Genomic DNA, 19,716 nt, shown 5'->3' on the forward strand with positions numbered 1-19,716 from the left:
GTATGACAGCACCGACAATCGTTCAGGCACAACGCTTTCTGCGCCTGACCGGATGGGCTTTTCTGGCCGGCTGGGGATTGCATGTGATCGATCACCTGCTACGCGGGATGTCGGCATCGCCGATGTTCGTCATGGTCGGCGGCATGATCCAGGGCGTGATCGTCATCATCGCGATCACCTGGACCCTGCGCGGACATCCCCGGGCGCCCGATCTCGCGATCTTCACCGGTGTCGGCAGTGCCGTCGTGTTCACCTACGCGCATCTGCTGCCGAATCTCTGGCCGGAATTCCAGGACAGCTATCTGAGCGGCCCCCGCATCAATGTCACCTGGTTCTCCTGGGTGACAGCCCTTTCCGAGATCGGTACCGGCCTGTTGTTCGCCTATGCGGGCATGCGGGCGAAGCGGGCTGCGACCTAGGTCCGGATTCTGCGGGTAACGTCGGCTGATGGGATTGGTGTACTCCAGCATCGTCGATGCCCCGCAAGAAGACGTCTTCGCCTGGCACAGCCGCCCGGGTGCATTCGCCCGGCTCTCGCCGCCCTGGCAAGCCATGAAGCTCACAGCCGAGGCCGCCTCGTTGCGTGACGGCCGTGCCGAACTCGCAATCCCCGGCGGGCTGCGGTGGGTGGCTCAGCACCAAGCCGACGCCTACGACCCGCCACGGCGCTTCGTCGACCAGATCGCCCGCGGCGGGCCGGCGTCGCTGCCCGCGGCACTGGCCGTGCGTTGGAAGCACATTCACGATTTCGAAGCGATCGACGCCACGCACACCCGGATGACCGACCGCGTCGAGACGCCGGTGCCCGGCCGTTTCCTGCGCCCGATGTTCGCCTACCGTCACCGCCAGCTCGCCGCCGACCTCGCGGCCCACCAGCAGGCCCGCGCCCAGGGGCTGACGCCGTTGACGATCGCGATCACCGGGGCCTCCGGGCTGGTCGGTTCGGCATTGACCGCGTTCCTCAGCACCGGGGGCCATCGGGTCATCCGGCTGGTACGGCACCCGACAACCGAACCTGATGAACGGCACTGGAATCCGGCTGACCCCGACCCGGAACTGTTCGCCGGGGTGGATGCCTTCATCCACTTGGCCGGTGCGTCGATCGCGGGCCGGTTCACCGAAGGGCACCGCCGTGCAATTCGCGACAGCCGCATCGATCCGACCCGGCGCTTGGCCGAATTGGTTGCCGCCACCGGACCGCGCGTGGTAGTCAGCGCGTCGGCCGTCGGCATCTACGGATACGACCGCGGCGATGAGCTTCTCACCGAGACCAGCGAGCGCGGCGACGGCTTCCTGGCCGACGTGGTGGCGGACTGGGAGAACGCGCTGGCCCCGGCTGAACGATCAGGCACTCGAGTGGTGCGCATTCGCACCGGAATCGTCCAGTCCCCGAGCGGCGGAACGCTACGGCTGCTGCGGCCACTGTTCGCCGCCGGACTCGGCGGCCGCATCGGCGACGGGCAGCAGTGGTTGCCCTGGATCGGTATCGATGACCTCGTAGACATCTACCACCGGGCATTGTGGGACACGCAGCTGTTCGGCCCGGTCAACGCAGTGGCTCCGGAACCTGTGCGCAACGCTGACTACACCGACACGCTAGGCCAGGTTCTGCACCGCCCGACGATTCTGCCGGTGCCCACTGTGGGGCCGCGGCTGCTGCTGGGCGACCAGGGTGCCCGCGAACTGGCATGCGCCAGCCAGCGGGTGATGCCCGGGGTCTTGACCGCCGCCGATCACAGATTCCGCCATCCGCAGCTGGATCAGGCGCTGCGCCACGTCTTGGGACACCCGGCTACGGCGTAGGAACTACCGGCGGCGCGGCCGGCTGCTGTCCCGGCGAGTTGTACTCGTATCCCGGCGGAGGTGGGCCGTCGAGCGAGTAGTACCCGGGTGGCAGCGGAGGGCCGGCCGGCCCGCTACCGGGTGCAGGCTCGGTGACCGGAGTCTCCGAGCCCGGAGCGTTGATCGATTTGTATCCGGGCGGCAATGGCGGTGCCGGACCCGCGCCGGGAGGCGGTGCGACACCATCGGGTGCTCCCCCGCCGCCCTGGAAACCGTACGGGTCATGAGCTTGGTGCCACAGATCCCGCAGGGTGCCCACCGGTCCCGATCCGTACTGCCCCGAGCCGTACACAGGGTTGGCGATCTCGGGAACCTGCGGAGGGCCGGCCGGTGCGGGCGGAGGGGGCGCCGCCAGCGCGGGATCCGCCGGTGCAGGCGCTGGATCAGGCACGACGGGGTCTGCCATGGCCTGGCCGGCCCCGACCAGCACGGCGCCCGCGGCGGTCAGGCCGGCGATCGCGAGCTTCGCCGCGTGAACGGCGAGCGTGGCGCGCTGCGCTTCGGTCATCTATCCGGCGGTCCTCTCTCGGTCGGTCCGTGCATCGTCGCACACCGCCCTCAGTACGCGCTGGGTTGGAACGGCGCCGGCAGGTGCGATCGTTGCGGTCAGCAATCGCCGGCCTTCGGCGGCGCGTCCGACGATGGCGGCGTGAGCGCATCCCAGGTGGTCCACGTATAGCGCTGCTCGGGAAGGCCCGTCGCGCCGAGCATGAAGGCCCGGTGCGCACGCCGGGCCCGCGCGATGGTGCCCAGCCAGGTGGTCACGGTGCTGATCCGGTTGCGGATCCCGGTCAGAAACGCGATGTGGAGGACGCCCCATGCCAGCCAGCCGAAAACTCCGGCGATTTTGACCGGGCCGACTTGCAGAAGGGCCTGCCCCCGAGCGATGTACGCCGCGGAACCAAGGTCGCGGTAGCGGAACGGTTTTCGAGGTTTACCGGCCAGTTCCCGACGTATGCACGAGGCGACGTGCAGCCCGCCCTGCATCGCGTTCTCGGCGACACCGGGCAAATTCTCGCGGCCGGCGAGGTCTCCGATCACGAACACTTCGGGATAGCCGGCGACCGAAAGATCAGGCCCCACAGCGATTCTCCCACGCCGATCCGATTCCGCACCCAGAACCTGCGCGAGGTGCCGGGCGAAGGGCACGGCCTCGACACCTGCCGTCCACAACACGGTGCGGGCCACGTACTGCTCGTCGGGACCACCGGCCTTGGGGCTCACGGTCACCCCATCGCGGTTGACGTCGGTCACGTGCACGCCCATGTGGAGCTCCACACCCAGCCGCTGCAACGACCGAGTCGCCTTGTCTCCCAGCTCGGAACAGAAAGCCTTCAACACCCGCTCACCGCCGTCGAACAACAGCACCCGGGCTTCCTCGGGCTCGATGCTGTGGAACTCATGAGCCAAGGTGCGGGTTGCCATCTCCCGGATCTGCCCGGCCAACTCCACCCCGGTGGGGCCGCCACCGGCGACAGCGAACGTCAGCCATCCGTCACGCTCGGGGCCGGGCGGCAACGTCTCGGCGATCTCGAAGGCGGTGAACACCCGCTGCCGAATATGGGCCGCGTCGTCCAGGGTCTTCATCCCCGGGGCCCACTGCGCGAAATGCTCTTTGCCGAAATAAGACTGTCGCATTCCCGCGGCCACGACGAGCACGTCGTAGTCGATGGTGAACGTCGTCTCGTCCGGCCGACGGGCAGTCAACTGGCGCAGCTGCGGGTCGATGTCGACCGCTTCGCCGAGCAGCGTGGTGACATTGCGGTGACGCTCGAACTCCTCGCGCAGCGGACGGCTGATCTGCCCGAAGCTCAGCGTTCCGGTGGCGCACTGATAGAGCAGGGGCTGGAACAGATGTCCCGCCGCGCGATCCAGCAGCGTCACGTCGACGTCGGTCCCGCCCAGTCGGCGCGCGCAGAACAGACCGCCGAATCCCCCACCGATGATCAACACCCTCATCCGACTGTCGCCCACAACTAGGAGGTTAACCGTCCCGGCCCGGAATGCGACCGTGCAGCGCAGATGCGCGCAGGGTGAGGTGATTACGCTCGGCCAGCGTCTGCGCTTCGGCCGCCGCCTGCACGTAGAGGTGCGCGGCCGTGGAAATGTCTCCTGCGCGCTCGTGCAGATAGGCGGCCGCGGCGGTGTGGCGCGGCAACGCCGGGTCGAGTTCGGCGAGCGCAGCCAAACCTGCCTGCGGGCCATCGGCTTCACCGATGGCCACAGCGCGGTTGAGTCGGACCACCGGGCTGTCGGTGAGCGCGACGAGTTCGTCATACCACTCGACGATCTGCACCCAGTCGGTCTCCTCGGCGGACTGCGCGTCGGCGTGAAGCGCCGCCACCGCGGCCTGCGCCTGGTACTCGCCCAGCCGGTCGCGTGCCAGTGCCGCCTGCAGTACGGCCACACCTTCGGCGATGAGATCGCGCCGCCACAGTGTGCGGTCCTGCTCCGCCAGGGGAACCAGTGTCCCGTCGGCGCGAGTGCGCGCCGGGCGTCTGGCGTGATGCAACAGGAACAGTGCGAGCAGCCCGGCGACTTCCGGATCGTCGGTGATCCGGACCAGCTGGCGCGCCAACCGGATGGCCTCGGCGGCCAGGTCGATATCGCCGCTGTAGCCCTCGTTGAACACGAGGTACAGCACCCGCAACACGGTGCTCGATTTCCCGGGCTGGTCCAGCCGTACGTCGGCCACCGTCCGCTTGGCCCGGCTGATCCGTTGAGCCATCGTTGATTCCGGCACGAGATAGGCCTGTGCGATCTGGCGGGTGGTCAGGCCACCGACCGCGCGCAACGTCAGTGCGACCGCCGAAGACGAGGACAGACTCGGGTGCGCGCACAGAAAGTAGAGCGCCAACGTGTCGTCGGTCGCCTGGGCGGGCCCCGCGGCCGGCGCCGCCGCGACCCGTGCCTCGCGGCCGCGCCGAGCCCCGTCTGATCGGGTGAAGTCGAGAAAACGCCGCCACGCCGTGGTGACCAGCCAGCCCTTGGGATCGTCGGGTTGCCGGTTGGGCCAGGTTTCCCAGGCGCGAACGACGGCTTCCTGCACGGCGTCCTCGGCCGTGGCGAAGTCGGCCCCGCGGTGGACGAGGGCCGCCAGGACACCGGGGATGAGATCCCGGAACTGCTGCTCGTCCACCGCGCCGGTGGCCCCTACTCGGTGACCGTCGGCTGCGCTCCCAGGAAGGGGCGCACCTCGAGCCACTCGTGGATCGGCTTACCGCCCGCGCCGGGCGCCGCCGACAGTTCTCCGGCCAGCTCAAGGGCGCGATCGTAAGAGTCGACGTCGACGATCATCCAACCCGCGATCAGGTCCTTGGTCTCGGCGAACGGGCCATCGGTGACGGGCGGTCTGCCGTCGCCGTCGTGGCGGACCCAGGCCCCCTCCGGGGCGAGGGCCTGGCTGTCGACGTATTCACCGCTGTCTTTCAGCCGGCCCGCGAAGTCGTTCATGTACTGGATGTGCGCCTGAATCTCGTCTGGTGTCCACCGATCCATGGGGACGTCGTTGACGGCCGCGGGCGCACCTCGGTAGTGCTTGAGAAACAGGTACTTGGCCATGTGATTCTCCCTTCAGATTCGCGACCCTAGTAGGTCGCTCACCCCTGGGACGGAGCCGACGTCGCGTTCTCGACACAAATACCGAAATATTTCTGGTCTCGTTGTCAGACCAGGTCGTAGGGGTTCAGGATGGCGTATGACCCCGACGCGGACCTCAAGGGCGCGATCAATCACTTTGTTTGGCTAAGCTTCGGGTATCCAAGTTCTTCAGTCAAGCACCGAGGTGGAGATTCATGTTCGGAAGCAAGGCAACCCTGGCAACCATTGCGGCCACCGGCCTGATCGGGGCCGCCCTCGGCCTCGGTGCCGCCACCGCGAGCGCCGAGCCGGACCCGAGCCTCCCGCCGCCCCCGAATGCACCGAAGAAGCCGGCCGAGACATGGCAGGGGCACCCGATGGTCTGGTGGAACCTGCCCGCGGGCGGCCATTGGGGCGTGTGGATCAACGGCGACTTCCTGCCGTTCACCTGAGCAGCGGCCCCGGCATCACCCCGATGTCTGTCCTCGCGGACCCGACTCTTCTGTGGTGTCATCGGCGTCCTGCTCGTCCGCCGACGGCGGTTCCAGCGGGACACTTTCGGCGCGTGGAGAGTTGACCGCAGAGGTGTTGTCGGCCGGCTGCAGCTGGACCACCTGGCCCACGGCCCGGCGCAGCCCGGGCGGGCCTTCCTTGCGGAAGAACTCACCGATACGTCCGGCGCGGTAACGCAGCGGCGAGCCGAGTAGCTCACCCATCACCACGCCGCTGCCCAGCGCCAACGCCGTCGCCGCCGCGGTCAGCAGGTGCGCCAGTCCCTGACCGAAGTTCTCGTCGACGGCGAAGGCGAAGACCGCCCAGAACACCGCGAGGCCCGGCAGCATCGGCATGATGCCGGCGGTCGCCGTCACCAGCGCCGGAGCCTGCCGGCGAATGGAGATCAACGTGGCGAGGAAACCGACTCCGATCGCCGCCACCCCGGTGGCCGCCCACTGACCGAAACCGGCTGTCCCGAGACCGATCAAGGTCAGCTCCGCCAGGCCCGCGGCCAGCCCGGCCGTGGGCAGTGAGCGCAGTGGCGCATAGCTGGCCATGGTCAGACTGATACCGGCCAGCGAGGCACCGAGAACCGCCAGCAGGATCGGCAGCGGACCTCTCGGCGTGATGAAGGTGCCGGCCGTGTTGACGTGCAACTCGATCTGGAACCCGAGCAACGTGGCGGCCTGCAGCGCACCGGTGATTCCGACGACGATCCCGGCGGTGAGAAAGACCGCATCACCAAGCCGCGAGACCGCGGTGACCATGTACCCGGTCAACGCGTCCTGGACGGCACCGACCAGGGTCATGCCGGACAGCAACAACACGATCCCGGTGGCGACCAGCGCACTGAGCCCCTGCCCGGCGTAGCGGTAGGCACCCAGGGCGATCATGGTGGCGATCGCCGCCCCCACCGCGTGCTGGAAGAAGAACGGTGTGCCGATACGGTTCAGCAACCGTCCGACGCGGTCGATCAATGCGGCAGTGAGGCTGGCAAGCAGACAGGTCAACCAGTTGCCGCCGAGCATCATCGCGATGCCGAGCGCGAAACCCGCCCAGCCGGCAGTTGCCAGCCACCGCGGGAACGGGTGGGGGCTCTCCGTCAGCTCGTCCATGGCCTCGTGCGCCTCGTCGACGGTGATACCGCCGGAGGTGATGCGCCGTACCAGGCGGTCGAGCTGAGCGAGCCGGGTGTAGTCCGTCGACCTGGTGCGCACCGCGCGCATGATCGTGACCGGCGGGCTGTCCGCGGTGGGCAACGCCGACACGATGATCGTCGCGACGGTGATGTCGACGACGCAGTCGGTCAGCCGGTACGCCTGCGCCACGTCCTGGGTGGTGGCGACGACGTCGGCGGTACCCGAGCCCGACGAGAGCATGACCTCCGCCAGGCGGATGGTCAGATCGAGAACCTTCCGGGTGTGCACGTCACCCATTCCCGCCGACGCGCGACTGCGCCGGCCGGCGACGGGTGCCGGGTCGCGCCGTCCCCGCAGGGCGATGCGCAGCCCTCCGCGCAGGCGATCTCTACCGTTCAGACCTTCCTCAGCCATCGTTGAAAAGCGTACTGATGAACGGTCGGTTCCCGGTGGAACTACGCCGCGACCTGCAGTGTCGTCGCAGATCTGTGCCGCAGTAGCCTGACGTCGCCGGCTTCGGAAATCGCAGCACCCTGATGGTGAATGCATGTGGCGCAGAACACTATTCGGACAGCAGACGACACGCTTCAGCTGCGGCGGTCACCTCCCGTGCGCGGCGAAGAACTGCGCGGAGGCGACCGACGCGTCGAACGCCCGGCTGGCGGCACCGACGGCTTGCACCGGAAGGATCTCGGGCACGCCCGGCCAGGTATGTCCGCCGCCGTCGACTCGCATGAACACCACCGAAGTTCCGCCGGCGCACCCGTCGGAGACGATGCGGTGGGTCTCGGTGCCGTCACCGGTGGCGGGTAGCGGCTCGTCAGTCGGGGTGGGGCAGCCGTCGATCTGGCGCCACCGATCCACCATCGCGGGGCCCGACAGCACCGTGCTGCCTCCACCGCGCCCGCTCATCGGCCCGCCGTTGAACGGCACGATGGGGTCTGCGGTGCCGTAGCTGGCGAGGACCGAGACGGGTCTGGACGGATTGCAGCCCACATTCGTACCGAGCGTGCCGGCAACCGGGGCAACCGCCGCGAACAGGTCCGCCCGATCACAGGCCAGGCGATTGGCCATGAACCCTCCCGCCGACAGACCGGTGACGTACACCCGTCCCCGCGGAATACCGTTCTCGGCGACGAGACGCTCAACCAGGGCCGAGATGAAACCCACGTCGTCGACCCCTTGCCGGTCCGGCACCGAGGCACCCCGGCCGTCCGCCCAGCTGTAGTCGATGCCGTCGGGATAAACGACTGCGAACCCGTATGCGTCGCCCACGGCGTCGTAATGGGTCAGTGCCGCCTGATCTGCTCCGGTCGATCCGGCGGCGTGCAGATTCACGACCAAACCCGATGGCGGGCCTCCGGCCGGCAAATGGACACGATAGGTGCGCATCATGCCGCCGAAGTCGAGTTGCGCCGACGGTAGCGGCGAGGCCGCGGCGGGCAAGGCGCCCGCTGTGCCCCACGACAGCGCGACGAGCGCTGCGAAAAACGCTGTTCTGAGCCGGCCCGGCACGAAAAGCACCGGGGCAGAGTAGATATCACATACCAACTTCCGGGCAACGCCACGTGACCTGCCGGCGAAACTCCGCCCGGCGACCGTCGCCCTCCGCTTCCACGCCATCCGGCCCCCACCGAGTCGTCGTCCAGCAAACGAAGTACGACGCTACCTGCTTGTAGCGACCGGCGGGTGAGATAGCTCAGATCGTCAGGACCATGCGATAGCGTGCCTGTCCATTCTCCATCGCCCCATACGCGCTCGCCGCATCATCGAGTGGACACTCCTCGACCAGGGCACGCACCCCCGACAGCACCGCGAAATGCATCGTCTCCTCGACATCACGAGCGGTCCCGGAAGGGTGCCCGGAAATCGTCAGAGCGGGCTGGATCAGCTGCACCGGGCTGATCGGCAACGGGTCTGCCGACACCCCGATCACCACCAGTTCGCCACGCGGTGCCAGCCCGCCAACCGTGTCTGCCATCGCCTGCGAGTTGCCCACCGTCGCCAAAACGACTGCCGCACCCCCCAAGTCGAGCAGGGCTGCGCTGACGTCCACAGCGGTCGAGTCGACGTAATGCCGGGCGCCCAGCGCGCGGGCGTCCGCCTCTTTGCCGGGGCCGCGAGCGATCGCAACCGTCTCGAACCCCATCGCGTTGGCGAACTGCAGCCCCAGGTGGCCCAGACCTCCGACGCCGAGCACCGCCACGACATCGCCGGGTAGTGCGCGGGTGTGGCGAAGCGCGTTGTAGGTCGTCACGCCGGCACACCCCATCGGAGCGGCCTCGGCGAACGACAACTCATCGGGGATCCGGGCCAGCGCATTGGCAGGTACCGTCACCGATTCCGCGTAGCCTCCTGGGTAATGCAGGCTCGGAATCTGCCCCGCCACGCAGTGGATGAACAGGCCCTTGCGGCACGGGATGCAGACTCCGCAATGACCGCCGAACCAACCGATCGCGACGCGGTCGCCCACCGTGAAATCGGTGACACCGGAGCCGACTTCGGCAATGGTGCCGGCAATCTCGTGGCCCGGGGTCACCGGCCAGGTGATGCCCGGAAATCCGCCGTTGACGATGGCCCGGTCGGTGCCGCAGACTCCGCACGCCGCGACCGCCACCCGCACCTGCCCCCGTCCCGGTGAGAGAGTTTGGGCGTCAACAAGTTCCAGGGCCCCACCCGAGGAATTGACCTGAACAGCTCGATGAGTAGACATTGAGATCCTTACCGTCGCCGTCGGTGTACCAGGCCATCATCGACCGCCGGCGGCCCGCTTGACCACAGAATGCGGTCAGCCCAGGACGAACGGGAGCTGTGTCGCAGCCGGTGCTAATTTTCCGCGGCGGTCCAGTCGTATGGCAAGAACTTGCCGTCGAAGGTCACCACCACCCGGTCACCGGCAGGGTGTGACTTGCGTTGTACGTCAACACTGAAGTTGATGGCGCTCATGATGCCGTCACCGAATTGCTCGTGAATGAGTTCCTTGAGCGCGCCGCCGTACACCTGAAGTGCCTCATAGAAGCGGTAGATCGTGGGGTCGGTGGGCACCGCGGTGGGCAATCCACCGCGCATCGGCACCGCGGCCAGCACCGGAATCACCGAATCGTCCAATCCGAGCAACTCCACGATGGTCTTGCCCGCTTCGACCGGAACGGGGTGCTGACCGAGCAGCGCGGACACCGTCCACACCACCGGCTTGTCGATGGCGTCGGCCAACTGCTGCCAGGTCAGGCCCTTGGTCAGGCGGGCTTCCACGATCGCGGCGGTGATCTCGTCTCTGCTCATACCAGCAGCATGCCTGCGCCGGGCGGTCACCGCACGCCCAGTGTGCCCTCCAGGTACTCGCCGCGACACGCCACCCGGGCCAGCTTGCCGCTGGTGGTCCGCGGTGTCGCACCTGCGGGCAGGAACCGTAGGTCGGCCACGGTCAATCCGTGCCGGTCGGCCACGGCCGCGCGGATGGCCTCGGTGGCCTCCCGGGGGTCGACGCGGCTGGTGCCCGCCGCGCGTTCGGCGATCACGACCAGCCTGGCTCCGTCACCGTCGCCACTTGGATCGGGGGTGACGGTGAATGCGGTGACGTAACCGCGCCGAACCAGTGGCGAGGCGTCGGCCACCGTGGCCTCGATGTCCTGGGGATAATGGCTGCGACCGTCGATCTGAACCAGGTCGGCCATACGCCCGGTCACGTAGAACTGCCCCTCGAAGTACACCCCGAGATCGCCGGTGCGCAGCCAGGTGGCGTGCTCAGGAAGCCCCTGGGCATGGCTGCCGGAGGCGAGGCGCGAGTGCAGCGAGACCCCGAAAACCTTGCGGGTTTCCTCCGGCCTGCCCCAGTAGCCACGACCGATGTTGTTGCCGTGCAACCAGATCTCCCCGACGTGACCGTCCGGCACTTCCGCGGAGAGCCCGTCTGCGGTCGCGGGATCGACGACGACCGCCCACAAACTGCGAGCAGGGCTGCCGCACGATACGTGTGCGACCGCGCCGTCGGCGTGGGCGCTGACGGCAACGGCGCGCCCGCCCGCGAGTTGTTCGCGATCGAAGTAGACCACCGACGCCTGCTCGGCCGGAGCGATCGTCGAGATCAGCAGCGTTGCCTCGGCGATGCCGTATGACGGTTTGAATGCTGTCGGCGGTAACCCATAGGGCGCGAATACCTCGTTGAATGTCGTTATCACCTCAGGGATCACCGGCTCAGAACCGATGATGAGCACCACATTGCTCAGGTCGATGTCCTCCCCCGCTGCGGGAACTCCGCGCTGGGCGGTCCATTCGTAGGCGAAGTTGGGTGCGGCGGTGATCACGCGGCCATGTTTCGATGCCTCCGACATGGCCCGGATCCACCGTTGCGGGCGGCGGATGAACGCGGTCGGCGACATCAACGTCGAGTGCCCGCCATAGACCGCGGGGAATCCGATCATCGACAGACCCATATCGTGATAGAGCGGTAGCCAGCTGAGGCCGTGGGTGTTTCGGTTCAGCAGGTCGATGGACAGGATCATCTGCAGCAGATTGGTGCCGACCGCACGGTGCGTGATCTCCACCCCGACCGGCGGACGGGTCGAACCCGAGGTGTACTGCAGGTGGGAGATGTCGTCGGGATCGACCGGGATCGGGGTGAAATCTGTCCCCACGGAATCGGGTATCTCATCGATGAGCTCCACCCGGGGCCGCACGGACACCGGCATCTTCGCGAGGAACTCCTCTACCGCGGCAGCGCCGGCCCTGGTGGTGAGCACCGTCGTCGGGCGGGAGTCGAGCAGCGCGGTCTCGAGCCGCTCGGCGTGGCCCTGCAATTCCGGCGCGAACAGTGGGACCGCGATGTTGCCCGCCTTGATGGCGGCGAAGAAGCCGACCACATAGTCGAGACCCTGCGGTGCGAGGACGGCGACGCGGTCACCGCGTGCAGCCACCTGCTGCAGCCGTGCCGAGACGGCGCGCAGTCGCACACCCAACTGGGTCCAGGTCAGCTCGACGACCTCTTCCTCGGCGTGGCTGTGATCCAGGTAGCGGTACGCGATCTGGTCGCCGACGTGAGCGATGTTGCGGTCGATCAGCGATATCAGGGTGGTGTCCGGGGGCAGCACGATGCCGCCCTCCTCGTCCAGGCAGTCCTCGATGCGGAGCAGGCCTGCCGGAGCCTCGTACCGAACCTGGGTGCCGCCGCTGTCCATGACCGCAGTCTAGGTCGCGGCACGCTGCAGGCGGGCTCCCAACTGCTCGAACGTGAGGAGCCATCCACTGTGGAAGCTGTCGAATTCCTCTGGCGGCAAAAGGGAATGCTCGATCGACATCAACGTCTGCCCGTCCCCGGCCGGCTCGAATTCGACGTTGACGATGCTGACCACCGTCGGATCGCTCCAGTCCGAGTTGCTCCAGGTGAAGCGCAACACCCGAGGCCGCTCGATGACCAAGAACTGTCCGGTGATCAGCACGCGCGTACCGGAATCGTCGACATCGAACCGCACCAAGCCGCCGACTCGGGGGTCGACATCCACCTCGACGCAGCGCACCGGGCGCGGGCACATCCACTCCCGCAGTGACTCCGGGTCCAGCCATTCGTCGAACACCACGTCGGGAGCCGCGGGCATCAGACGCCGCACGCGGACCGTCGCCGCATCGGTCATCGAGAATCCGCCTTCCGCCGCAACCGTGCGGCCAGCGCATCCGCGCGCGTCGACCAGAAGTCCGTCTGCTCGTTCATCCACTGTTGAGCCATGGTCAACCCGTCCTGTTTGAGCGAGACCCAGTGCTCGCGTCCACGGACTTCGCGCTGTACCAGCCCGGCGGCTTCCAGCACACCGATGTGCCGTGAGACGCCGGCGAAGGTCATGGGCAACGGGGCGGCCAGGTCGCTGATGCGGGCATCGCCGTCACGCAGTGCCTCCAGCAGCCGGCGACGGGTGGCGTCGGCCAGGGCCGAATAGGCGCGGTCCAGAACTTGATCTTCAACCACCTTGTTGACTATAGCCGCGCGCGGTGGTTTGCTCGAGGAAGAATATTCAACTGCTTTGTTGAATGTTTGAACATGTCGCAGCAGCTGACGATGGGAGCAACCGTGCAGAATCCACCGATCGTGCCGGCGCCGGAGTGGCAGGCCGCACTCGATGAAATGCTGGTCAAGGAAAAGGAATTCACCCGAGCACGGGACCGGTTGGCCGCACTGCGCCGACGCATGCCGTGGATGCCGGTGGACAAGGACTATGCGTTCGAAGGCGCCGAAGGCAGCGCAACCCTGCTCGACCTGTTCGCCGGGCGCCGTCAACTGATCGTGTACCGCGCCTTTCTCGATCCGGGGGTGGACGACTGGCCGGAACACGGTTGTGTCGGCTGTTCGTTGATGGCCGACCACATCGGCAACCTGGCCCATCTCAATGCACGCGATACCACCCTGGTCTACGTCTCGCGTGGATCGCAGGACGACATCGCACGGATCAAAGAACGCATGGGGTGGAGCCATCCCTGGTACACCATGATTCCCCGGCCGGGCGCGCAGTTCGATGTCGACTTCGGCGTCGATCAATGGCACGGCACCAACGCATTCATCCGCGACGGCGACCGAGTCTTCCGCACCTACTTCATCAACAACCGGGGTGATGAGGCATTCGTCAACACCTGGAACTTCCTGGACATGACCGCGCTCGGCCGCCAGGAACGCTGGGAGGACTCCCCGGCGGGCTATCCGCAGACCAAGCCCTACGAATGGTGGTCCTGGCACGACACCTACGCCGATCACGAGCCGTCTCGGTGGTTCGGTGACCCGGTACCCGGCGATACCAACGATCCACGCCCGCCACGTGAGGACTGTGCTGCCTGCGGCGATCACTGACCCACCCCGGGCAGACCCGTAACGGCATTGGAGAAGATGGACGGGTGACGCCATCCCCGCTGACCATCCCCGCTCTACTGCGGCGCAGTGTCGCCGAGTTCGGTGAGTCCGAGTACCTGGTGACTCCGACCGACCGGCTGACCCACCTCGAGGCCGAGCAACGGTCCGCGCACCTGGCGCGGTGGCTGCTGTACCAAGGGGTCGGCAAGGGCAGTCGCGTCGGCCTGTTCTTCCCCAACGGCACCGAGTGGGTCACCTGGTGGCTCGCGGTATCCCGGATCGGGGCGGTGGCAGTGCCGCTGAGCACGCTGTACACCCCCGCCGAAATCGCGAAGGTGTTGCGCCTGGCCGACATCGGGCTGCTCATCGCGCCCAGCACGGTGATCCACATCGACGTCGCTGAGCGCCTGGAAGCAGCGCTGCCCGAACTGGCGGGCCAACCGACGAGCCGACTGGCCCTGCGCGCCGCACCTTATCTGCGTCGCATCGCGCTGGTCGGCGCGGTCGATCGGTCGTGGGCATTGCCCTGCTGCGATCACGACACCGAAATGGTGCCGGTCGACGTGCTGACCGCCGCCGAAGCCGAGGTGTCAGCCGCCGACCTCGCCATCATGGTGCACACCTCCGGGTCCACCGCCGACCCCAAAGGCGTCCTGCACACCCACGGCACACTGGTACGTCAAACCTCGACCTGGCCTGCGGCCATCCGGGCGATCACCGGGACACAAAACGAATCCCGAATCCTGTGCGCCATGCCATTCTTCTGGATCGGCGGACTCCTCGCGGTCACCGGCGCCCTGCACGAGCAGGTCACGCTGGTGGTCATGCCGAAACTGGATCCGGAGGTCGCACTGGATCTGGCTGAGCAAGAACGGATCACCGGAATCGTGGGCTGGCCTGCGTTCACGCAGAAGTTGCGCGAACATCCGTCGTTCGCCGACCGCGACCTCAGTAGCGCACCGATGCTGCGCGACGGACCGCTCGACATCGCCATGACCGACGTCCCGGACGGATTTCCGGTGCACCGCACCATGTCCGAGACCGCGGGCGGGTTCGTTTTCACCGACATGGCCATCGTCGACGAACACGGCGCCCCCGTCGCCTCCGGAGACACCGGGGAACTTCTGGTCCGCGGTATCGGGGTCATGGCCGGGTACAACAAGCGCGAACGCTCGGAAACCTTCGACGACGACGGCTGGTATCACACCGGCGACAAGGTCTACCGGCGAGACGGCGATCCCCGGCTGTTCTACGTCGGGCGCACCACCGACCTGATCAAGGCCGCAGGCGCCAACGTCTCGCCGTTGGAAGTCGAGGCAGTGATCGCTGCGTACCCGAACGTGGCGCAATGCGTGGTCGTCGGCGTCGACGATCCACAGCGCGGCGAGGAAGTGTGCGCGGTCGTGGTGCCCAGAGGGGATGTCGACCCGACCACCCTGGCTGCGTACTGCCGCGAACAGTTGTCCGCCTACAAAGTACCAACTCGCTGGGCGCTGACCACCAGCGATCGGATACCCACGCTGTCCAGCGGGAAATTCGACCGGAAAGCCCTGCGGCAGTGGATTATCGACGGGGAGATCACGGCGGCACGTCTGCAGCCGGCGCACCCGGCGGGCTGATCACGCCGCGGTGAATCGCACCGGCATCGAATGAATGCCGTTCATCAGATTCGATCGCACCCTCTCGACCGGACCGGCGACCTCGAGATCCTTCATCCGGCACAGGATTTCGGGAAAAATGGCCGCGGCCTCCACCCGCGCCAGATTGGCGCCGAGGCAGAAGTGCGTCCCCCCGCCCCCAAAAGCCAAATGTGGATTGGGCTTTCGACCGACATCGAACCGGTCCGGATCCGCGAAGTACGCTTGATCGCGGTTGGCCGAGGGGAAGAACATCGCCACCCGCTCCCCTTCTGCGATGCGAACACCGTGCAGCTCGGTATCTTTCGTTGCCGTACGGGTAAAGGCGGTCACAGGGCTGACATAGCGCAGCATCTCCTCGACCGCGGTTGCCAGCAATTCCGGATCGTCCTGCAGCCGCGCGAGTTGCTCCGGGTGCTCCAACAGCGCCAGCGTGCCCGCCGAGACCAGGTTGCGGGTGGTGTCTCCGCCGGCGTTGATCATCAGCAGGAAGAACGCGTTGAATTCCAGGTCGGTGAGGTGGCGGCCGTCCACCTCGGCGTTGAGCAACGCCGTCGCGATGTCATCGCCCGGTTCGGCGCGCTTACGTTGTGCCAGAGCCGATGCATACTCGAACATCTCCAGCTGCGCGAGCATCACGGTGTCGGTGGCCTCGCCCACGTGCTCCGAATTCATGGTCTCCGTCAAGTGATACAGCCGGCGACCGTCCTCGTGGGAGATACCGAGAAGTTCGGCGATCACAGACGACGGCAATGCGCCGGCGATGTCGGACACGAATTCGCACTCCCCGCGGTCCAGCACCCCACCGACGATCTCTGCGGCCAGGCACCCCAGCCGCTCGCGCAACTGTGCGACGTGCCGCGGCGTAAAGCCCTTGCTGACAAGCGTCCGGAGTGCGCTGTGCCGCGGCGGATCCATCGTCAGCATCATGAGTTCGAGTTGATACGAATTCTCGGGCGCCGGAACGTCGAAGAGCACCCCGGTCCGTTGCGAGGACCACGTCGCGCTGTCCCGCGACACCGCCAGGATCTCGTCGTAGCCGGTAAGCGCCCAGAAGCCCTCGTCGTCGCCGTACGGATGCCATGCGACGGGCGCCCGCCGCCGAAGTTCGGCGAATGCCTCGAACGGCACACCCGCCTCGTACACGGCCGGGTCGGTCAAGTCGACACCGCTGATTCCGACCGCATCGTCGAGCATGCCGTGACGGTAGTGCACTGCGACGTCTGAATCGTCAGAATCGCTCGATCAGGTCACGGAATCCGGTGGCCGACTGCACTACCGCACCCGCATCGCGGATCCGGGTTGCCAGCCCGCTGTCCGACGTCACGACGGTGATCTCGCCCGGTCGGGCAGCAGCCTCGACCAACCGCACGATCTCATCGTCAGCGGAGTTCGTGGCGGCTCGTGGAGCGTGGCCCACCTCGACGACAGCGGACTCGATCGGCGGCGTCGGCGGCGCCTCGAACACCACCGTCACCCGATGTCCGCCTGCCACGGCCCAGCGCTCGAGCCGCTCGACCAAACCCGCCATGGCGCCCCGGCGGTCCCTCCACCAGCCATCGGGCCTCGAGCCGATGACGTTCATGCCATCCACGATCCAGCGCACCCCACCAACGGTACGGGCACACCGCATGCGGAACCGGCCGAACAAGAGTTGACTGGACTGTCTCAACCGGGCGCAAGCGCGGAGGAAGGAGACCGAGATGGTCGCCGAATCAGGCGGTGGCATGTCCGCGGAGCCGCCGAAAGCCCGCCACATCCGGTTGACCTCGCACAGCGCTGCCGCGGGCACGCCGACGATCCAGTGGGCGGCGCCGAGTGCTGCCGAGCGTGGTCCGGTGATCGGGACCACCAGCACCCGCGCGCACCGCAATGTGATCGGCACGCACAGCGGTTCCTACAGCGTCTACCGGGCATTGGCGGTCGCCGCAGGCGCGCTCTCGCCCGCACACCGGGCCGATCTGACAAACACGGACCCCACCGATGTGATCGGACCGTACCCGCAGTGGAGCCGACCGGAGGCGATCGTCAGCCTCGATCCCTGGGGCGCCATGGTCTCCGAGGCATTCGCCACCGAACTTGCTGCCGGTTACGACATCCGGCCGACCATCGCCGTCACCAAGGCGCACGTGATCGTGCCCGAGATCGCCGCGGCCATGGCCGCCGGCAGGCTGCACCCGGATGGGCGGGTGCTGCTGGAAAACGGTGCGGCACTTGTGACGAAGGCAGCCATCGAGCCGGTGTGGTTTCTGCCCGGGGTGGCCGCCAGGTTCGGCTGCACCGAAACCGCACTGCGCAGGGTGCTGTTCGAGGAGACCGGTGGTATGTATCCCGAACTTGTCACCCGCGGTGATCTCGAGGTGTTCCTGCCACCGATCGGCGGGCAGACCCTCTACATCTTCGGCGCCCCGCGCGATCTGGCTGATCCGAACGTGGAACTGACGGCACGGGTACACGACGAGTGCAACGGCTCGGACGTCTTCGGCTCCGACATCTGCACGTGCCGGCCCTATCTCACCCATGCGATCGAAGAATGTATCGGCGGCGCCCAGCGCGGCGGCGTCGGTCTGGTCGCCTACTCGCGCAAGGAGGGCCGCGCCTTGGGCGAGGTCACCAAGTTCCTGGTCTACAACGCCCGCAAGCGCCAGTACGGCGGCGACACTGCCGACCAGTACTTCGCCCGCACCGAATGCGTTGCCGGAGTGCAGGACATGCGGTTCCAGGAGCTCATGCCCGACGTCCTGCATTGGCTGGGAGTGCAAAAGATCCACCGCCTGGTGTCGATGAGCAACCTGAAATACGACGCGATCACCGGGGCGGGAATCGAAGTCGGTGAGCGGGTCAACATCCCCGACGAGCTGATCCCTGCCGACGCCCGGGTCGAGATCGACGCCAAGATGGCCGCCGGGTATTTCACCCCCGGACCGGTGCCCGGTCTCGCCGAACTCAAGATCACCAAGGGCCGCGGACTGGCCCCATGACCACAGCCCTTGACGGCTCGGCGGCCGTCACCACTCTGCGTACCACCGCTGCTATACGCGAACGCGCCCAACAGCTTCTGCAGCGCGCCCGATCCGGGGGCTCTCCGTGGTTCCTGGTCGATGACGATGCACTGGGCCTCGCGTCCGCCGAGGTCGCCGAACTCACCCGCACTCGCTACCCCACGCTGGCAGTCCCCTACCACAGCCGGTGGCGCCATTTCGAGGCAGGCGGTGTGGACCGCCGCGCGGAGTTGACCACGCGCACAACCGATATGGGTAGCGCCGCCCGGGCCCGCTCGATGATCGACCTGGCCGTGGTAAGCGTGCTGCTGGACGCCGGAGCCGGAGCCGACTGGCAGTACACCGAACCCGCGACCGGCCTTCGTCTCACCCGCTCGGAAGGGCTCGGGGTGGCCAGCTGGCATGCCTTCTGCGGCGGGGTGTTCTCCAGCGACGCCGACGATCCGTTGCGCGTCGACGCCGCCGCGTTACACCGGCTCGACGTCGACAGTCTGGCCGCCGCCTTCCAGGTGGGAGCCGGCAATCCGTTGGTCGGGCTTGGTGGCCGGGTTCAGTTACTGCGAAGGCTGGGCCGGGTATTGGCCACGCGCCCCGAGATATTCGGCTCGCACGGCCGTCCCGGTGGACTGTTCGACACAGTGGCCGGTCCGACCGTCGCGGCCCATGACCTGCTCGTGACATTGTTGAACACGCTGTCTGCAGTGTGGCTCACCGGCAACGCCATCGGTGGACAACCGCTCGGCGACTGCTGGCGGCACCGGGCGGTCGGCGGCCACGGTCTGTCCCACGGATGGATGCCGTTCCACAAGCTGTCCCAGTGGCTGACGTATTCACTTCTGGAACCGTTCGAGTGGGCGGGTGTCGCGGTGACCGACCTTGACGCGCTGACCGGGTTGCCCGAGTACCGCAACGGCGGTCTGCTGTTGGATACCGGCGTGTTGCGACTACGTGATCCCGCGCTGGCAGATAGGGACTGGCGGGTGGACGACGAATTCGTGGTCGAGTGGCGGGCGCTGACCGTCGCACTGCTCGACGAATTGGCACCGCTGGTCCGCAAGGATCTGGCGGCCCCGCGACTGCCGCTGGCCTGTGTGCTGGAGGGCGGAACCTGGGCGACGGGCCGGGCATTGGCCGCACGCCTGCGCGACGGCCGCCCTCCGTTGTCGATCGTCAGCGACGGCACCGTCTTCTAG

At 67.3% G+C, this 19,716-nt stretch carries 20 protein-coding genes; 7 read left to right on the forward strand and 13 right to left on the reverse strand.

Going from position 1 to position 19,716, the window contains the following annotated elements:
• Positions 1-2 precede the first annotated feature (2 nt).
• Both BKG60_RS14685 and BKG60_RS14690 read left to right on the forward strand, forming a co-directional pair.
• Complete coding sequence (locus BKG60_RS14685; RefSeq protein ID WP_070945365.1) at positions 3-419, forward strand: hypothetical protein; 417 nt, start codon at positions 3-5, stop codon at positions 417-419.
• A 28-nt stretch (positions 420-447) separates the two neighbouring features.
• A complete protein-coding gene (locus BKG60_RS14690; RefSeq protein ID WP_070945364.1) occupies positions 448-1,803 on the forward strand; it encodes a TIGR01777 family oxidoreductase in 1,356 nt (451 codons plus the stop codon).
• Here BKG60_RS14690 and BKG60_RS14695 read toward each other — a convergent pair.
• The 4 genes from BKG60_RS14695 to BKG60_RS14710 form a co-directional block, all read right to left on the reverse strand.
• On the reverse strand, positions 1,793-2,350 hold the full coding sequence (locus tag BKG60_RS14695; RefSeq protein ID WP_070945363.1) for a hypothetical protein: 558 nt from the start codon (positions 2,348-2,350) through the stop codon (positions 1,793-1,795). The genes BKG60_RS14690 and BKG60_RS14695 overlap by 11 nt on opposite strands.
• Before the next feature lie 98 nt (positions 2,351-2,448).
• Positions 2,449-3,801 carry an NAD(P)/FAD-dependent oxidoreductase gene (locus BKG60_RS14700; RefSeq protein WP_070945362.1) on the reverse strand — a complete coding sequence of 451 codons (1,353 nt, stop codon included), beginning with the start codon at positions 3,799-3,801 and terminating at the stop codon, positions 2,449-2,451.
• 25 nt (positions 3,802-3,826) lie between these two features.
• Positions 3,827-4,981, reverse strand: a complete 1,155-nt coding sequence (locus BKG60_RS14705) for an RNA polymerase sigma factor (protein WP_070945361.1) — start codon at positions 4,979-4,981, stop codon at positions 3,827-3,829.
• A 14-nt stretch (positions 4,982-4,995) separates the two neighbouring features.
• On the reverse strand, positions 4,996-5,403 hold the full coding sequence (locus BKG60_RS14710) for a YciI family protein (protein ID WP_075909703.1): 408 nt from the start codon (positions 5,401-5,403) through the stop codon (positions 4,996-4,998).
• Positions 5,404-5,636: 233 nt separating this feature from the next.
• Between BKG60_RS14710 and BKG60_RS14715 the strand changes: the two genes are divergently transcribed.
• Positions 5,637-5,873: a hypothetical protein gene (locus BKG60_RS14715; protein ID WP_070188068.1), complete on the forward strand. Its 237-nt coding sequence runs from the start codon at positions 5,637-5,639 to the stop codon at positions 5,871-5,873.
• A 15-nt stretch (positions 5,874-5,888) separates the two neighbouring features.
• Here the strand turns inward: BKG60_RS14715 and BKG60_RS14720 are convergent, their stop codons facing one another.
• From BKG60_RS14720 to BKG60_RS14750, 7 genes are all read right to left on the reverse strand, one after another.
• Positions 5,889-7,469: a threonine/serine exporter family protein gene (locus BKG60_RS14720; RefSeq protein ID WP_075909704.1), complete on the reverse strand. Its 1,581-nt coding sequence runs from the start codon at positions 7,467-7,469 to the stop codon at positions 5,889-5,891.
• A 186-nt stretch (positions 7,470-7,655) separates the two neighbouring features.
• The gene (locus BKG60_RS14725; protein ID WP_374243966.1) at positions 7,656-8,570 is read right to left on the reverse strand and encodes an extracellular catalytic domain type 1 short-chain-length polyhydroxyalkanoate depolymerase; all 915 of its coding nucleotides are present in this window, start codon (positions 8,568-8,570) and stop codon (positions 7,656-7,658) included.
• A gap of 184 nt (positions 8,571-8,754) precedes the next feature.
• A complete protein-coding gene (locus BKG60_RS14730; protein ID WP_075909705.1) occupies positions 8,755-9,768 on the reverse strand; it encodes an alcohol dehydrogenase catalytic domain-containing protein in 1,014 nt (337 codons plus the stop codon).
• A 113-nt stretch (positions 9,769-9,881) separates the two neighbouring features.
• Positions 9,882-10,337 carry a cyanase gene (gene cynS, locus BKG60_RS14735; protein ID WP_070188065.1) on the reverse strand — a complete coding sequence of 152 codons (456 nt, stop codon included), beginning with the start codon at positions 10,335-10,337 and terminating at the stop codon, positions 9,882-9,884.
• Positions 10,338-10,363: 26 nt separating this feature from the next.
• Positions 10,364-12,229, reverse strand: a complete 1,866-nt coding sequence (locus BKG60_RS14740; protein ID WP_075909706.1) for a fatty acyl-AMP ligase — start codon at positions 12,227-12,229, stop codon at positions 10,364-10,366.
• 9 nt (positions 12,230-12,238) lie between these two features.
• Complete coding sequence (locus tag BKG60_RS14745; RefSeq protein ID WP_075909707.1) at positions 12,239-12,682, reverse strand: SRPBCC family protein; 444 nt, start codon at positions 12,680-12,682, stop codon at positions 12,239-12,241.
• A complete protein-coding gene (locus BKG60_RS14750; protein ID WP_070945355.1) occupies positions 12,679-13,011 on the reverse strand; it encodes an ArsR/SmtB family transcription factor in 333 nt (110 codons plus the stop codon). The genes BKG60_RS14745 and BKG60_RS14750 overlap by 4 nt, the downstream gene beginning before the upstream one ends.
• A 102-nt stretch (positions 13,012-13,113) precedes the next feature.
• On the opposite strand from BKG60_RS14750, the gene BKG60_RS14755 reads away from it, so the two are divergent.
• Entirely contained in the window at positions 13,114-13,884 is a 771-nt protein-coding gene (locus tag BKG60_RS14755) for a DUF899 domain-containing protein (protein ID WP_075909718.1), read from the forward strand.
• Positions 13,885-13,928: 44 nt separating this feature from the next.
• Complete coding sequence (locus BKG60_RS14760) at positions 13,929-15,503, forward strand: class I adenylate-forming enzyme family protein (RefSeq protein WP_083650302.1); 1,575 nt, start codon at positions 13,929-13,931, stop codon at positions 15,501-15,503.
• On the opposite strand, the gene BKG60_RS14765 is transcribed toward BKG60_RS14760, so the two are convergent.
• The gene (locus tag BKG60_RS14765) at positions 15,504-16,718 is read right to left on the reverse strand and encodes a cytochrome P450 (RefSeq protein ID WP_075909719.1); all 1,215 of its coding nucleotides are present in this window, start codon (positions 16,716-16,718) and stop codon (positions 15,504-15,506) included.
• A 34-nt stretch (positions 16,719-16,752) separates the two neighbouring features.
• Positions 16,753-17,127, reverse strand: a complete 375-nt coding sequence (locus tag BKG60_RS14770) for an NYN domain-containing protein (RefSeq protein ID WP_075909709.1) — start codon at positions 17,125-17,127, stop codon at positions 16,753-16,755.
• Between the two features lie 97 nt (positions 17,128-17,224).
• Here BKG60_RS14770 and BKG60_RS14775 point away from each other — a divergent pair, with 97 nt between their 5' ends.
• On the forward strand, positions 17,225-18,502 hold the full coding sequence (locus BKG60_RS14775; RefSeq protein WP_075909710.1) for a GTP cyclohydrolase II: 1,278 nt from the start codon (positions 17,225-17,227) through the stop codon (positions 18,500-18,502).
• Complete coding sequence (locus BKG60_RS14780) at positions 18,499-19,716, forward strand: URC4/urg3 family protein (protein ID WP_075909711.1); 1,218 nt, start codon at positions 18,499-18,501, stop codon at positions 19,714-19,716. The genes BKG60_RS14775 and BKG60_RS14780 overlap by 4 nt, the downstream gene beginning before the upstream one ends.

This window comes from Mycobacterium syngnathidarum (assembly GCF_001942625.1).
GTDB classification, from domain to species: Bacteria; Actinomycetota; Actinomycetes; order Mycobacteriales; family Mycobacteriaceae; genus Mycobacterium; species Mycobacterium syngnathidarum.

Coding starts and splice junctions, on each gene's coding strand:
- BKG60_RS14685 (WP_070945365.1), top strand. CDS start 3: ATGACAGCACCGACAATCGTTCAGGCACAACGCTTTCTGCGCCTGACC.
- BKG60_RS14730 (WP_075909705.1), bottom strand. CDS start 9,768: ATGTCTACTCATCGAGCTGTTCAGGTCAATTCCTCGGGTGGGGCCCTG.
- BKG60_RS14780 (WP_075909711.1), top strand. CDS start 18,499: ATGACCACAGCCCTTGACGGCTCGGCGGCCGTCACCACTCTGCGTACC.
- BKG60_RS14740 (WP_075909706.1), bottom strand. CDS start 12,229: ATGGACAGCGGCGGCACCCAGGTTCGGTACGAGGCTCCGGCAGGCCTG.
- BKG60_RS14745 (WP_075909707.1), bottom strand. CDS start 12,682: ATGACCGATGCGGCGACGGTCCGCGTGCGGCGTCTGATGCCCGCGGCT.
- BKG60_RS14765 (WP_075909719.1), bottom strand. CDS start 16,718: ATGCTCGACGATGCGGTCGGAATCAGCGGTGTCGACTTGACCGACCCG.
- BKG60_RS14775 (WP_075909710.1), top strand. CDS start 17,225: ATGGTCGCCGAATCAGGCGGTGGCATGTCCGCGGAGCCGCCGAAAGCC.
- BKG60_RS14695 (WP_070945363.1), bottom strand. CDS start 2,350: ATGACCGAAGCGCAGCGCGCCACGCTCGCCGTTCACGCGGCGAAGCTC.
- cynS (WP_070188065.1), bottom strand. CDS start 10,337: ATGAGCAGAGACGAGATCACCGCCGCGATCGTGGAAGCCCGCCTGACC.
- BKG60_RS14720 (WP_075909704.1), bottom strand. CDS start 7,469: ATGGCTGAGGAAGGTCTGAACGGTAGAGATCGCCTGCGCGGAGGGCTG.
- BKG60_RS14710 (WP_075909703.1), bottom strand. CDS start 5,403: ATGGCCAAGTACCTGTTTCTCAAGCACTACCGAGGTGCGCCCGCGGCC.
- BKG60_RS14700 (WP_070945362.1), bottom strand. CDS start 3,801: ATGAGGGTGTTGATCATCGGTGGGGGATTCGGCGGTCTGTTCTGCGCG.
- BKG60_RS14715 (WP_070188068.1), top strand. CDS start 5,637: ATGTTCGGAAGCAAGGCAACCCTGGCAACCATTGCGGCCACCGGCCTG.
- BKG60_RS14690 (WP_070945364.1), top strand. CDS start 448: ATGGGATTGGTGTACTCCAGCATCGTCGATGCCCCGCAAGAAGACGTC.